This is a genomic window from Streptomyces pallidus (ex Mingjun et al. 2026), from assembly GCF_051550185.1.
In the GTDB taxonomy this organism is placed as follows: domain Bacteria; phylum Actinomycetota; class Actinomycetes; order Streptomycetales; family Streptomycetaceae; genus Streptomyces.
On the sequence record NZ_CP196181.1, the window covers coordinates 721,968 to 736,378 of the forward strand.

Annotated in this window: 7 protein-coding genes; 3 read left to right on the forward strand and 4 right to left on the reverse strand. The window is 74.0% G+C overall.

Annotated elements, in window-relative coordinates; genetic code table 11:
- Nucleotides 1-234 precede the first annotated feature (234 nt).
- The 4 genes from ACSHWO_RS02965 to ACSHWO_RS02980 form a co-directional block, all read right to left on the reverse strand.
- Nucleotides 235-3,120, reverse strand: a complete 2,886-nt coding sequence (locus tag ACSHWO_RS02965) for an AAA family ATPase (RefSeq protein WP_438309927.1) — start codon at nucleotides 3,118-3,120, stop codon at nucleotides 235-237.
- Nucleotides 3,121-3,329: 209 nt separating this feature from the next.
- Nucleotides 3,330-4,085 carry a thioesterase II family protein gene (locus ACSHWO_RS02970; protein WP_438318889.1) on the reverse strand — a complete coding sequence of 252 codons (756 nt, stop codon included), beginning with the start codon at nucleotides 4,083-4,085 and terminating at the stop codon, nucleotides 3,330-3,332.
- A 272-nt stretch (nucleotides 4,086-4,357) separates the two neighbouring features.
- Nucleotides 4,358-5,716: a M1 family metallopeptidase gene (locus ACSHWO_RS02975; protein ID WP_438309928.1), complete on the reverse strand. Its 1,359-nt coding sequence runs from the start codon at nucleotides 5,714-5,716 to the stop codon at nucleotides 4,358-4,360.
- A gap of 42 nt (nucleotides 5,717-5,758) precedes the next feature.
- A complete protein-coding gene (locus ACSHWO_RS02980) occupies nucleotides 5,759-9,775 on the reverse strand; it encodes a Pls/PosA family non-ribosomal peptide synthetase (RefSeq protein WP_438309929.1) in 4,017 nt (1,338 codons plus the stop codon).
- 323 nt (nucleotides 9,776-10,098) lie between these two features.
- Between ACSHWO_RS02980 and ACSHWO_RS02985 the strand changes: the two genes are divergently transcribed.
- The 3 genes from ACSHWO_RS02985 to katG all read left to right on the forward strand — a co-directional run bounded on the left by ACSHWO_RS02985 (nucleotide 10,099) and on the right by katG (nucleotide 14,357).
- Nucleotides 10,099-10,398: a hypothetical protein gene (locus ACSHWO_RS02985; RefSeq protein WP_438309930.1), complete on the forward strand. Its 300-nt coding sequence runs from the start codon at nucleotides 10,099-10,101 to the stop codon at nucleotides 10,396-10,398.
- A gap of 416 nt (nucleotides 10,399-10,814) precedes the next feature.
- Entirely contained in the window at nucleotides 10,815-12,077 is a 1,263-nt protein-coding gene (locus ACSHWO_RS02990; RefSeq protein ID WP_438309932.1) for a serine hydrolase domain-containing protein, read from the forward strand.
- Between the two features lie 90 nt (nucleotides 12,078-12,167).
- Nucleotides 12,168-14,357 carry a catalase/peroxidase HPI gene (gene katG, locus ACSHWO_RS02995; protein WP_385803880.1) on the forward strand — a complete coding sequence of 730 codons (2,190 nt, stop codon included), beginning with the start codon at nucleotides 12,168-12,170 and terminating at the stop codon, nucleotides 14,355-14,357.
- The last annotated feature ends 54 nt before the right edge of the window (nucleotides 14,358-14,411 follow it).

Genomic DNA, 14,411 nt, shown 5'->3' on the forward strand with positions numbered 1-14,411 from the left:
GTCTTCGCGGCGCTTCCCGGCGGCCCGGTGCAAACGGCTCCCTCGCCCCCCTTTTCCGGGGCCTGGGTGTTCGGACACCTGCGGGGCCTCGACGCCCGACGGGCGCGCCTGTCCTCCCCGACCGTATGGTCCGGCGGTGTCGGCCCGCATCCCCTACCGGCCCCTCAAGGTCCGGGTGGGGGCGGGTCGTGCTCAGGGGCGCGGGCCGGGGCGGTGGGGGTGTCCGGCCGCGGCTCAGGCGATGCCGGGCAGGCTGAGGTCCCACAGCCGGGCGGGCAGGTCCCGCCGCCGTTTGACCTGCAACTTCCGGTAGATCCGGGTCAGGTGCTGCTCGACCGTGGAGACGGTGACGTACAGCTTGCCGGCGATCTCCCGGTTGGTGTGGCCGCGGGCCGCGAGGAGCGCCACCCGGGCCTCCGCCTCGGAGAGCACCTCGGCCTCCCGGGGCGGGTCCGCGGCCTCCCGCCCCGCGGTGACGGGTTCGCCGTCGCCCTGGCCGGGCGTGAACTCCTGGCACAGCGGCTGCGCCCCGCAGGACTTCGCGACGTGCCAGGCCTTGCGGACGAGCATCCGGGCCCGGTTGAAGTCCCCGGCCGCGCGGTAGCCGCTGCCCAGCTCGCCCAGTGCCCTGGCCAGCTGGATGCGGTCCTCGCCCTGCTCCAGGGTCTCCACGGCCTCGGTGAGGCGCTTCAGCCGGTACGTGAGGTCGCCGCTGGTGCGGGCGAGGGCGAACAGCAGGGCTCCGCGGGTGCGGCTGCCGGCGGCGCCCGCCTCCCGCTGCTTCTGCTGCTCGACGTACTCCCGGGCGCGCGGCACGTTGCCGAGGGCCAGCCAGGCCTCGGCGGCGTCCAGCCGCCACGGCACGAGTTCCACGGCGTCCATGCCCCAGCCCTGCATGAGCTCGCCGCAGGTGAGGAAGTCGCGCAGGGCGGCGTGGTAGCGGCCGGTCGCGAGGTGGCAGCGGCCCCGGGCGCGCAGGTAGTGCAGCCCGATCTGGGTTTCCAGCATCGTTTCGGGCACGGGCTGTTCGAGGAGGTTCATGGCCTCTTCGAGGTTGCCCATCTGGGTCTCGGCCTCGATGAGGACGGCGAGCGGCAGGGCGATGCCCACGCCCCAGCACTGCACGGATATCAGCGACATGGCCTGGCGGGCCTGGGCGGCCGCACCCGACAGGTCGCCCTGCCTGAGGACGGCCTCGGCACGGACCGCGCCGAGGGCTGCCTGCCAGGTCGGTGCGTTGCGGGCGGAGCACTCGCCGAGGAGCCGGTCGGTCCAGGTGAGTGCGAGGTCGAGGCGGCCGGCGTAGACGAGGGCCAGCACGGCGAGGACGAGGGGGATGAGGGTGCGGTCGCTGAGGTGGTAGCGCTGGAGCACCCGGGTGGCCTCGGCGACGGCCGCTTCGCCCTGCCCGCCGCGCAGGGCGGTCCGCATGGCCTCGACGGCCGGGAGGTGGGCGTCGTCGGGCATGTCGTACGGGGCGGGGGTGCGGGCGGCCGCGGTCCCGGCCGGGGTGCGCGGCGCTCCGGGCCGGTGGGTGCCCGGCAGGCCGGCGCCGGGGAACGCCTCCCGGACCGGGGGGCTGACCACGGAGAGCCAGCTCTGGGCGGCGGCGAGCGTGTCGGGGTCGTACGAGAAGGGCAGGCCGGCGTCCCGGGCCTCCTCGGCGGCGGCCTGGAGGCGGCGCACCTCCTCGCCCGCCTGGCGGGCCTCGCCCATCCAGGCCAGGCAGCTGACGGCGTGGAGGAGGTCGCGGTCGGTGAGCCGGCCCGCGCAGAACTCGCGGGACAGCTGCCGCAGGTGGCCTTCGGCGGCGACCGGGCTGCTGCGCCAGACGATGCTCACCAGGCGGGACTTCAGGGCGGTGCGCCGGGGGCCCTCGGGGCAGGAGTCGACGGCGAGTTCCCCGCAGCGCAGGGCCAGTTGGGGGTCGTCCTCGACGAGGGCGTACTCGGCGGCCTCCTGGAGGACGGGGATGGCCCACTCGTCCGCCGGTCTGCGGGTGGCGAGGAGGTGGCGGGCGACGTCGAGGGCGGGCGCGCCGTCCTGGTGCAGCAGGCGCGCGGCGCGTCCGTGGAGGGCGGCGAGCTCCCCGGGCTGGGTGGCCGCCAGGACGGCGGCGCGGGTCGCGGGCGTGCGGAAGGCGCCGTCGCCGAGGATCCCGCACCGGTTCAGGTCCTGTACGGCCAGTTCGGCGGCCTTGATGTGGACGCCGGTGATACGGCTGAGCAGGGCGGGCGGGGGGGCGTCGCCGAGGACGGCGATACCGCGGGCGACGGCGGGGATCTCGGGGTCGCCGCGGTGGAGGCAGTCCAGTAGGGCGCGTTCGAAGTGCTCGGCGGGGGCGAGCGGCTGGAAGGGCTCGCTGTCGCCGAGGGCGGCCAGGCCGTCCTCCAGCAGGGCGTTGACCAGGACCGGGTTGCCGCCGGTGGCCTCCTGGCAGTCGGCGGAGAGCCGCTGGGCGGCGGCGGTCGCGAAGTGGTCGGCGAGGATGCGGGCGGTGCCGTCCGCCGTGAGCAGGGGCAGCCGGACGCTGGTGCAGTTGGGCTGGCGCCGCAGTTCGGCGTGGAACGCGAGCTGGGCGGGCAGCAGCCGCACGGCCTCGGTGAGGACGATCAGTACGCCGGCCTGCCGGACCCGGCGGGCCAGGCAGAGCAGGAAGGCGCGGGAGAGTTCGTCGCCGTGGTGGACGTCGTCCACGGCGATGACGAGGGTGCGGTCCCGGGCGATCCGCAGGAGCAGGGCGCACACGTGCGGCAGGACCCGCATGCCGGCCTCGGTGCCGCCGGTGGTGTCGGCGGCGGATGCACCGGCGGCGGGCGCGGCCACCGCGTCGAGCAGGGCGGTGGCCTCGGCGTGGACGGCGGGATCCAGGGGTGCGGCGCTGTCGAGGATGCGGCGCAGGATGCCGAAGGGCAGGTGACGCTCCGGCCGGGAGCCGGCGGCTTCGAGGACGAGCGTCCCTTCGGCGATGGCCTGTTCGGTGAAGTGTTCCAGCAGGGCCGTCTTCCCGGCGGCGGTGGGCCCGCTGATCACCGCGACGCGTCCGCGGCCCCGCCGCGCGCTGCCGAGCAGGTCGGTCAGCGTGTCCCACTGCTTCTCGCGCTCGACCAGCCTTGCCACCTGTGCGTCCCTTTCCCCCGGGTTCTGTGAACTTGTCCTGCACTGCACTGCGTCGCGCCTCCTCGTGGCCCGCCGGTCCGGCGGGGCGGGTGAGGTCGGGGCTCGGATGTCCTCCGGTGCGGAGGACTGTCCGGCCCGGCCGTGGAACCCGCCTCGTCCGTTCGCCTTCGGGCCGGCCGTTGGTCATGCGGCCCGGCCCGGAGCGCGGCTCACCCCTTCCGGGTGGCCGCCGCGAGTTCCGCTGAAATGATCTTCAGGATCTGCGCCTGTTGCTGGGCGAGGAAGAAGTGGCCACCGGGAAAACGGTGGATGTCGAACGCGCCGCGGGTGTGGCCTTCCCAGGCGTCCGCTTCCTCACTGCTGGTCCGGGGGTCGGACTCGCCGGTGAGTACGGTGACGGGTGCCTTCACCGTGTCCTCGGCGGCGGCGCGGTAGTTCTCGATGGCGGTGTAGTCGCTCCGAATGGCGGGCAGCACCATGCGGAGGATCTCCTCGTTGCCGAGAATCGCGGCGTCGGTTCCGCTGAGTTCCCGCATTTCGGCCACGATGCCGTCGTCATCGCGCAGGTGCACGGTTTCGTGGCGGAAACTCGACGGTGAACGCCGCCCCGAGGCGAAGATGCGCACCGGGTCGATGCCGTGGTCGCGCTCCAGCCTGCGCGTGACCTCGAAGGCGAGGACGGCGCCCATGCTGTGGCCGAACAGGGCGAGCGGCCTGTCCACCCAGGGCAGGAGTGCGCTGGTCAGGGCGTCGGCGTAGGCGCCGATGTCGGTGAACCCGGGCTCGTGTCGGCGGTCCTGGCGTCCGGGGTACTGCACGGACAGGACGTCCACCGCCGGGGAGAGGGCCTGGGACACGGGGAAGTAGAAGGAGGCCGATCCGCCGGCGTGCGGCAGGCAGACCAATCGGATCGGACTGTCGTCCGCGGCGTGATAGCGGCGGATCCAGCCGTCGGCATTCTGCATGTCGATCAAGGGGATGAAAACTCCGTTTTCCGGTCCGGACGCAGCACGCAGGATCGATCTTCAGATCCGGCGTTCCCCTGCTTCCGCACACGCGTTCCGTTGATCTCATGTCTAGCAGAGCAACAATCCCTCGAGTACCCCTAGATCCGACCCCTACCAGGACTCGAAATCCCCCCTTCCCTGCCGACCGGACAGCGCGTTCTCCACACGGATTGCCCAGGCCATGAAGGAATCCCGGAGCCCCACGGAACAAATTCGGCCATCGGCTGGAATCAGCGCTCCCCCTTCCGCGGGGGCACGGTTTCCGGCGGCGCGGGGAACGGCGGGAGCGCCGGCTCGAACAGCCAGGCGGCGAGCAGTCCGTCCACCGGGCGGGGCGCGTGCCGCGCCACGTGGCCGGTGAACGCGGCGGTGGTGACCACCCCGTGGCGGTGCACGGCCGCCCAGTCGCGCAGCATGGGGAAGAACGCCGCGTCGCCCAGGGCGCAGCGGACCGCGTGGACGGCGAGCCCCCCGCGCTGGTACAGCCGGTCGTCGAACATCAGTTTCCGGCCGGGGTCGGCCAGCAGCAGGTCCTGCGGCTGCGCGGCCAGCAGCCGGTGCGCCGCGGCCGCCAGCTGGTGGGCCGTGCGGCCGCCGGAGTGCTCGGACCAGAGCCATTCGGCGTACTTCGCGAGGCCCTCGTTCAGCCAGATGTGCCGCCAGTCGGCGATGGTCACGCTGTTGCCGAACCACTGGTGGGCGAGCTCGTGGGCGACGAGGCGCTCCCAACCCCGCACGCCGTCCACGTGGTTGGCGCCGAACAGGGACATGCCCTGGGCCTCCACGGGGACGTCCAGTTCCTCGTCGGCGATGACGACCGTGTACTCACCGAAGGGGTAGGGGCCGAACAGGTCCCCGAACAGCCGCATCATGGCCGGCTGCCGGGCGAAGTCCCGGGAGAACCGCGGCAGCAGGTGCGGCGGCACGTGCGCGCTCTGCGCGACGCCGCCGAGGCCGGGGTCGCCGAGCAGCACCATCTGGTAGGTGCCGATGGCCAGCCCGACCAGATAGCTGGAGGTGGGCGCGGGCTGCTCGTACACCCAGGTGGTCGTGCTGGCCCGGGTGGTGCGGGTGAGGAGCCGGCCGCCGGCCACCACCGTGTACGCGGACGGCGTGTTGACCGAGAGCTGGTACGCGGCCTTGTCGGCGGGCCGGTCGTTGCACGGGTACCAGGACGGCGCCCCGACGGGCTGGCTGGCCACCAGCGCCCCGTCGGTCAGCTCCTCCCAGCCGAGGCCGCCCCAGGGGCTGCGCACCGGCTTGGGGTTGCCCGACCAGGTGACCTCCACGGTGAACGCGGCCCCGGCGTGCAGCGGCTTGGCCGGCCGGATCCGCAGCCTGCCGGCCCGGTGGCTGTAGTGCGGGACCCGGCCGTCCACGAGCACCCGGCCGAGCCGGAAGTCGGCCAGGTTGAGGTGGAACTCGGGGAGCGGCGCCCGCCCGGCGATCGCGCTGAGCCGGGCTGTGCCGGTCAGCCGGTTGGGGCCGGGACGGTACTCCACGGCGAGTTCGTACCGGTGCACGCGGTAACGGGGATCACCGTTGTCCGGGAAGTAGGGGTCGGATCCCGCTGTCTGCTGGCCGTTCACTGACGCTTCCGCTCCCTGCCGCCCGGTGCCCGCGGCGGCCCGTCACGACCGCCACGCCTCGATCGGATTGCCCAGCCAGCGGGAGTCGGCGGGGACGGACTCCCCGGCCATCACGAGGGAGGCCGGGCCGAGAGTGCTGCGCGCCCCCAGCGTGCTCCCCGGCAGGACGATTCCGCCCGGGCCCAGGGTGGCGCCCTCGCGGAGGATCACAGTATCCGTCCGCAGGATCCGGTCGTGGAAGAGGTGTGTCTGCAGGACGCAGCCGCGGTTCACGCTGACGGCGTCACCGAGCACGACCAGGTCCGTCTCCGGCAGCCAGTAGCTCTCGCACCACACGCCCCGGCCGATGCGGGCCCCGAGGCCGCGCAGCCACAGCACCAGCAGCGGCGTGCCGGACAGCGATCCGGCCAGCCACGGCACGGCCAGGACCTCGACGAACGTGTCCGCCAGCTCGCCCCGCCACACGAAGCCGCTCCACAGCGGGTGCTCCCCCGGCCGGTGGCGGCCCACCAGCAGCCACTTCGCGGCCACCGCGACCGCGCAGGCGGCCGTGCCCGCGGCGAGCAGGACCACCCCGGAGAGCAGCGCCGCGCCCCAGGGGCCGGGGCCGCCCGCCGCGGCCGCGGCGCTCAGGGCGGCCACGGCCAGGACGGCCAGCACGGCCGAGCAGAACACCGGGACGAGCCGGCACAGCTCCACCGCGCCGCGCGCCCACAGCAGCCGCGCGGGCGGGTCGTACGTGCGGCTCAGGTCGGCGTCGGCCGCGGACCGGGGCAGCCGCACGGGCGGCAGGCCCAGGTACGAGCTGCCCTTCTTGGCCTTCTTGGGGGTGGCGGACAGTACGCCGACCAGCCCGTCGTCCGGCACGGCGCGACCCGGGGCGGTCATCCCCGAGTTGCCGAGGAAGGCCCGGCGGCCGATCTCGGAGTGGCCGATCCGCACCCAGCCGCCGCCCAGCTCGCAGGGCGCGGTCAGGGTGTCGTCGGCGAGGAACGCGCCGTCGCCCACGGTGGTGAGGCTCGGCAGGGCGAGCACGGTGGACACCTCCGCACCCCGGCCGACCTTCATGCCGAGGAGCCGCAGCCACACCGGGGTGATCAGCCCGGCGTACAGCGGGAAGAGCCTGCCCCGGGAGAGGTCCATCAGCTGGGTGACCGTCCAGGCCTGCCAGGCGACCCTGCTGTGCGTCGGATGGCTCCCGGTGCGCAGTCCGATGCTGAGCGCGCGTACGGAGACCAGCACCAGCAGGGCGTACGCGCAGCCGTACGCGAGAGCACCCGGCACCACTGCGAGCAGTGCTCCGCCCAGCGCCCGGGCGAGCCCGGCGTCGGCGGGCACGAACCGGCCGGCCACGAACAGCGCCGGCACGGCGGCGGCCACCGGCAGGAACGTCAGCCCGAAGCCGGTGACCCCGTACATGGCGCGCCAGTGGACCGACCGGGGCGGGCGCTCCCGGGGCCAGTTGTGCTTGGCGCGGCCGACCTTGACCGCGGGCGCCCCGGCCCATCGCTGGCCGGTCGGGATCTGCCCGGTCACCGCGGAGCCGGGGGCCACCTCGGCCCGCTTGCCGACCCGAGCCCCGGGGAAGAGCACGCTGCGGGTGCCGACGACCGCCCCGGCACCGACCTTGACCGGGCCGACGACCAGTCGGTCCCCGTCCAGCCAGTGCCCGGCGAGGTCGACCTCGGACTCGACGGCGCAGCCGCGGCCCAGTTTGAGCAGGCCCGTGACCGGAGGCAGGGAGTGCAGGTCCACGTCGGGGCCGACCTTGGCGCCGAGGGCCCGGGCGTATCGCTCCAGCCAGGACCCGGTGAGCGCGGTGGCGCCGGCGCACTCGGCGAGCCGCTCGGCCGTCCACAGTCTCAGGTGCACGCTCCCGCCGCGCGGGTAGCGGCCGGGCTGGACGCCGTGCAGCAGCAGCCGGGCGCCGCCGGCGGCGATCGCGAGCCGGCCCGGGGGGCTGAAGAACAGGGCCGTACCGGCGCCGACCAGCCACCAGGAGGCGGTCGGCGCCCACGGATAGGGCCCGAACCGGTGCAGGACGTTGCCCAGGGCCAGCAGGGCCACGGTCCAGCGCAGGCCGACCAGGGTGGCGAGCGGGAGCAGCAGCAGGCACTGCGCCAGCTGCGTGCGGGCGGGGACGGGGGCGACGGGCCGGGCCGCGGCGTCCTCCTGGGCGGACTTCTCCAGCCGGCGGGCGAGCTTGCGCAGGGTGGGCTGCTGGTAGATGTCGAGGACGGCCACGCCCGGGTAGCGGCTGCGCAGCCGGGTGGTGAGCCGGGCGGCGGCGAGGCTGCCCCCGCCGATCGCGAAGAAGTCGTCGTCGGCGCCGGTCACGGGCACGCCGAGGGTCTCGTGCCACTGTTCGGCGAGCCAGGCCTCGGTGCCGTGCAGCTGCGCGGCGGGGCCGGTCGCGGTCTCCTGGTCGGGTAGGGGCCAGGGCAGCGCGTCCCGGTCGACCTTGCCGGATGTGCGGGTGGGCAGCGCGTCGACGGGCGCAAGCAGCGGTACGAGGGCCGCGGGCAGGGCGGCCCGCAGCCGTTCGAGGGCCGCGGCCCGGTCCCAGCCGTCCTGGGGGACGAGGTAGCCGACCAGCAGCTGGGCGCCGCCGCGCGCGGTGCGGACGGCGGCCGCCGCGGCGCTCACTCCGGGCAGGGCCTGGAGTGCGGCGTCCACCTCGCCCAGCTCGATGCGGCGGCCGCCGAGCTTGACCTGGTCGTCGGCGCGGCCGAGGAAGACCAGGCCGTCCGGTTCCGCGCGGACGAGGTCGCCGCTGCGGTAGGCGCGCTGCCAGCCGAGGGCGTCCAGCGGGGCGTACTTCTCCCGGTCCTTGTCCGGGTCGAGGTAGCGGGCCAGGCCCACGCCGCCGATGACGAGCTCGCCGCTGCCGCCCATCGGCACCGGTTCGCCGGACCCGTCGACCACGGCCAGTTCCCAGCCGTTCAACGGCAGGCCGATCCGGACCGGGTCCCGGCCGGTCAGGAGCGAGGCGCAGGCGACGACGGTCGCCTCGGTGGGACCGTACGTGTTCCAGACCTCGCGGCCCTCGGTGACCAGGCGCCGGCCCAGCTCGGGCGGGCAGGCCTCGCCGCCGAAGACGAGCAGCCGGACCTCGTCGAGGGTGTCGGGCTCCCAGAGCCCGGCCAGGGTGGGCACGGTGGAGACGACGGTGATCTCCTGCTCCACCAGCCACGGGCCGAGGTCGGCGCCGCTGCGCACCCGGGAGCGGGGTACCGGCACGAGGCAGGCGCCGTGCCGCCAGGCCAGCCACATCTCCTCGCAGGAGGCGTCGAAGGCGACGGAGAGGCCCGCCATGACCCGGTCGCCGGGCCCGATCGGCTCGTCGGTGAGGAACAGCGCCGCTTCGGCGTCCACGAAGGCGGCGGCGCTGCGGTGGGTGACGGCGACGCCCTTGGGCTTGCCGGTGGAGCCCGAGGTGAAGATGATCCACGCGTCGTGCTCCGGCCCGGGGCGCGCGGCGGGGGCCGCCCGGTCCTGCGCCGGACCGGCGGCCACGGCCGCTTCCGCGGCACCGGAGGTCTCTACGACTTCCGCGGCTCCCCCGGTCCCTGCGGCTCCCCCGGCTCCCGGGGTCTCGAACGCCTCGATGCGCTGCCCGGCTCCGAGTACGGCTCGCACCCCGGCTTCGGCGAAGACCAGCGCGGCGCGCTCGTCGGGGTCCTCGGCGTCGACCGGCACGTAAGCGGCGCCGGCGGCGAGCACCGCGAGGACCGACGCGTACAGCTCGTTGGTGCCGGACGGCACGCGGACGCCGACCCGGTCGCCCAGGCCGATCCCGGCGGCCGCGAGGGCGCGCCGGCGGCGTTCGACCTCGGCGGCCAGGGACCGGTAGGTCAGCCGGGCGGTGCCGTCGTCCAGGGCGAGCTCGTCCGGGTACGCCCGCACGGAGGCGTCGAAGACGTCGACGAGGGTGCGGGGCGGGGCCGCGGGACCGGCGCGGAACCGGGCGGACTTCCCGGACTCCGTGCGCCCGTCCTCCTCGGCCGTCGTGCGGTCGTCGATCAGGGTGAGTTCACCGTGTTCGGGTGTGGCTGCCATCGGCCCTCACGTCTCGCACCCGGACACGGCCGGGTTGTCGGAAGATCCCGGTTTCACCCGGGTTGCTCGGGTACAGCGCCAAACAGCCCGCCAGTTTAGTGCACCTGCGGGAAGGATCGACGGGTTCGACGCGTTTCGGCCACGTGCAGGCGCACCGTGGCGCCACGTCCTGCGGCATGAGCTCATATGCGAGGCTCAGCAGCTATTCGACCAGGCACATGCCAGGCTGTTGTCGAATTCACTTCGTAGATGCAGGATGGGTCGCGAGGGTTCCGGCGGCGGGAACCGCCGGGCGGGGCGAGCGGCGGAGAGGGCGGGGGCCCGTGGTGATCCCCACCTGCGACCCCGCCCTGGTCCGGGACTTCCGGCTGAACCGGTACGCGCCGGAGGTCCTCGACGCCGAGGCCCGCCGCCACCCCACCGTCGGGGACCTCGCCGACGCACTGGGGGGCACGGGCACGGTGCGGACGGCGCCCATCCCGCTGGACTGCACCGAGGCGTTCAACGAGGCGTACTACGGCCGTCCGGAACTGCTCCTCGACCCGGCGGTCCGGCAGGCGTGCCCGGCCTGGGACCGCGTCGACGACCGGGTCGGCGCGCTTCGAGGCGGCCCTGCGCCGTGACCTGGGACCGGGTGCCTGGGACGAGGCGTACGGACACCTGCGGGTCCAGAGCACGTACGAGGGCTCACTGGTGGTCGTCCGCGCGATCCCCTAGCCCGGCGGCGGCCGTCAGCCGGGGATCACCGGAAGCGGGACGGGATCACCCGACGTCCGGTCGGTCCGTGCACGGCAGCTTCTCGGCCGGCCTCCTCGACCACCTTCCGGACCCGGGCGCCGCGCTTCGCGAACGGGCCCGCGTCACCACCCCGGACCCCCTCGCGGAACACCGGCTCCGCGGCGCCCCGGAGGCCACCGGCTGGCGCCCGGTGGAGTACGAGGACGCCGCCGGGCACTTCCCGGCCCGCGCCGTTCCCCGATCCCGACCGCCTCCGCCGAGCAGAAGTGCGCCGGGCGGCAGCCACGCCCACACTGGCAGGATGAGGCGCACGCCCGTGGTGTCGCTCTGCGCGGCCTGCCTGATCGGCGCCGCCCTGCCGGCCGGGTCCGGCGCCGCTGCGGCCTCGGCCGCCCCCGCTGCGGCCGCCCCCGCTGCGGCCTCCGCCGCTCCTGCCGACACCGCCGCGCGGGCCTGCGTCGCTTCACCCGCTCCCGTCCCCGCCCACGGCGACGCCCGCCGGGTCCTCGACATCGCGGAGCGGGCCAAGCGGGAGTTCGGGCTGAACGCGGTGGTCCTTAAGGTGACCTCACGCGGCCGGGAGGTGCTCACCTCGGCCCTCGGCGAGTCGATGACGGGCGTTCCGGCCGATCCGTCGATGCACTTCCGCACCGGCTCCGTCGGCATCGTCTACATGGCGACCGTCCTGCTGCAGCTCGTCGAGGAGGGCCGGGCCTCGCTCGACGACCCGGTGTCCCGCTGGGTGCCGGACGCACCGCACGGCTCGGAGATCACCCTCAGGATGCTCGGCAGCTCCACGTCCGGCCTCCACGACTACGTGACGAACCCGAAGTTCATCGCGGAGTACGAGGCGGCGCCGTTCCGCGCCTGGACCCCGGCGGAGGTCCTCAAGATCGCAGCGACTCCCCCGCTCCTGTACGAGCCGGGGACCAACTGGAACTACTCGCACGCCAACTTCGTCCTCCTCGGGGCCGCGCTGGAGAAGATCAGCGGCCAGCGCCTGGACCGGCTGCTCGCCGCACGCGTCTTCGGCCCGCTGGGGCTCGGCCAGACCGCCAACCGGTTCACGCCGCAGATCCCGGAGCCCGTCCTGCACGCCTTCACCGCCGAGCGCGGCCGCTACGAGGAGGCGACCTTCTGGAACCCCTCCTGGACCACGGCCCCGGGAGCGGTCCTGGTCCAGGACGTCTGCGATCTGGAACGGTCGGCCCGCGGCATCGGCACCGGCGAGCTGCTGTCCCGGACGTCCTTCCGGACCCAGCTGAACCCGGGCACGGTCGGCCTCGGGCATCCGACGGCCTCCTGCCCGGCCAGCGTCTGCCTCCTGACCAACACGCCGTCCCGGCACTTCGGCTTCGGGGTGATCGTGGTCAACGGCTGGATCACGACGAACCCGTCCTTCTCCGGGTACGCGGCCGTCCAGGCCTACCTGCCGGCGCAGCAGCTGTCCATCGCGGTCAGCGTGACCCAGGGTCCCGAGAGCCCCGAGGGCAACTCGGCCCAGACCATCGCCGAACGCATCGCCGCCGCCCTCGCCCCCGGGCACCCGCTCAAGGTGTCCTGACGCGGATTCTTCCAGGCGTGTTCTCACCGCTCCGCGGTCCGCCGTGCGCGACCATACGGACAAAATATCCAAACAGGAAGAAGGATGGACGTGTCCGGCAGCGAGAGTGAGAACCCGGCGATCCCCTCCCCCACCCCTACGGCGACCCGGCCCAAGACCAACCGGGACTGGTGGCCGAACCAGCTGGACCTCCAGGTCCTGCACCAGAACTCGCCCCTCGCCGATCCCATGGGCGAGGACTTCGACTACGCGGAGGAGTTCAAGACCCTCGACGTCGACGCACTGAAGCGGGACGTCTTCGAGGTGATGACCACGTCACAGGACTGGTGGCCGGCGGACTACGGCCACTACGGGCCGCTCTTCATCCGGATGAGCTGGCACGCCGCGGGCACGTACCGCATCGCCGACGGTCGGGGCGGGGGCGGCTCCGGCGCCCAGCGCTTCGCCCCCCTCAACAGCTGGCCGGACAACGCGAGCCTCGACAAGGCGCGCCGCCTGCTCTGGCCGGTCAAGCAGAAGTACGGGCGGAAGATCTCCTGGGCCGACCTGCTGGTCTTCGCCGGCAACTGCGCACTGGAGTCCATGGGGTTCGAGACCTTCGGATTCGGATTCGGCAGGCAGGACATCTGGGAGCCCGACGAGGTCTTCTGGGGGCCCGAGGACACCTGGCTCGGGGACGAGCGCTACAGCGGCGACCGAGAGCTCGCCCGGCCTTTCGGCGCCGTGCAGATGGGGCTGATCTACGTGAACCCGGAGGGCCCCAACGGCAACCCGGACCCGGTGGCCGCCGCGCGGGACGTCCGCGAGACCTTCGCGCGCATGGCGATGAACGACGAGGAGACGGCGGCGCTCATCATCGGCGGCCACACCTTCGGCAAGTGCCACGGCGCGGTCGACTCCCAGTACATCGGCCCGGAGCCCGAGGCCGCCCCCCTGGAGCAGCAGGGCCTCGGCTGGCGGAACACGTACGGCAGCGGTAGCGGCTCCGACACGCTCACCAGCGGGCTGGAAGGCGCGTGGACCACCGCGCCGACCCGATGGGACAACGGCTACCTGGACAACCTGTTCCGGTACGAGTGGGAGCTGACCCAGAGTCCCGCCGGCGCCCACCAGTGGAAGCCCAAGGACCCCGAGGCGCAGGACATCGTGCCCGATGCGCACGACCCGGCGAAGCGGCACGCGCCGATGATGCTGACGACGGACCTCGCGCTGAAGGTGGATCCGGTGTACCGGCCGATCGCGGAGCGCTTCCACGAGCACCCGGACGAGCTGGCGACCGCCTTCGCCAAGGCCTGGTACAAGCTGCTGCACCGCGACATGGGGCCCGCCTCGCGCTACCTCGGCCCGTGGGTCCCGGAGCCGCAGCTGTGGCAGGACCCCGTCCCCGAGGTCGACCACGACCTGGTCACGGACAAGGACGTCGCCGCCCTCAAGGACAGCATCCTCGGCTCCGGGCTGCCGGTGTCGCACCTGGTGGCCGCCGCCTGGGCGTCGGCGGCGAGCTTCCGCGGCACCGACAAGCGCGGCGGCGCGAACGGGGCGCGCATCCGGCTCGCCCCGCAGAAGGACTGGGAGCCCAACAGGACGCCCGAAGTGGCCGCGGTGCTCCAGACCCTGGACGGGATCCGGCGGGACTTCGACGCCGCGCAGTCCGGCGGGAAGCGGGTGTCGATGGCCGACCTGATCGTGCTGGGCGGGTGCGCGGCCGTCGAGCGGGCGGCGCGGGACGCCGGGCACGACATCACGGTCCCGTTCGCCCCGGGGCGCACGGACGCCACGCAGGAGCAGACCGACGTCGACTCGTTCGCCGTGCTGGAACCGGCCGCGGACGGGTTCCGCAACTACGTGCGGGCGGGCGAGAAGCTGTCGCCGGAGACCCTGCTGCTGGACCGGGCCAACCTGCTGACGCTGACCGCTCCCGAGATGACCGTGCTCGTGGGCGGCATGCGGGCGCTGAACGCCAACGTCGGGCAGTCCCCGCACGGCGTGTTCACCGACCGGCCGGGGACGCTGACGACCGACTTCTTCGTCAACCTGCTGGACATGGGCACGGAGTGGAAGCCGTCCGCCACGGTCGAGAACGAGTTCGAGGGCCGGGACCGGGCCACGGGCGGGGCCAAGTGGAAGGCGACCGCCGTCGACCTCGTCTTCGGCGCCAACTCCCAGCTGCGGGCCATCGCGGAGGTCTACGCCTCTCAGGACGGGGAGGAGAAGTTCGTGCGCGACTTCGTCGCCGCCTGGGACAAGGTCATGACCCTCGACCGGTTCGACCTGGCCTGAGCCCACGGGACCCCGGGTTCCGGTGTCCGGATCGGCCGGCCCCTCCCCGGCCGG

Bases quoted from the DNA above. Each gene is read 5' to 3' on its own strand.
- ACSHWO_RS02990 (WP_438309932.1), top strand. From the start codon at position 10,815: ATGAGGCGCACGCCCGTGGTGTCGCTCTGCGCGGCCTGCCTGATCGGC.
- ACSHWO_RS02970 (WP_438318889.1), bottom strand. From the start codon at position 4,085: ATGCAGAATGCCGACGGCTGGATCCGCCGCTATCACGCCGCGGACGAC.
- ACSHWO_RS02980 (WP_438309929.1), bottom strand. From the start codon at position 9,775: ATGGCAGCCACACCCGAACACGGTGAACTCACCCTGATCGACGACCGC.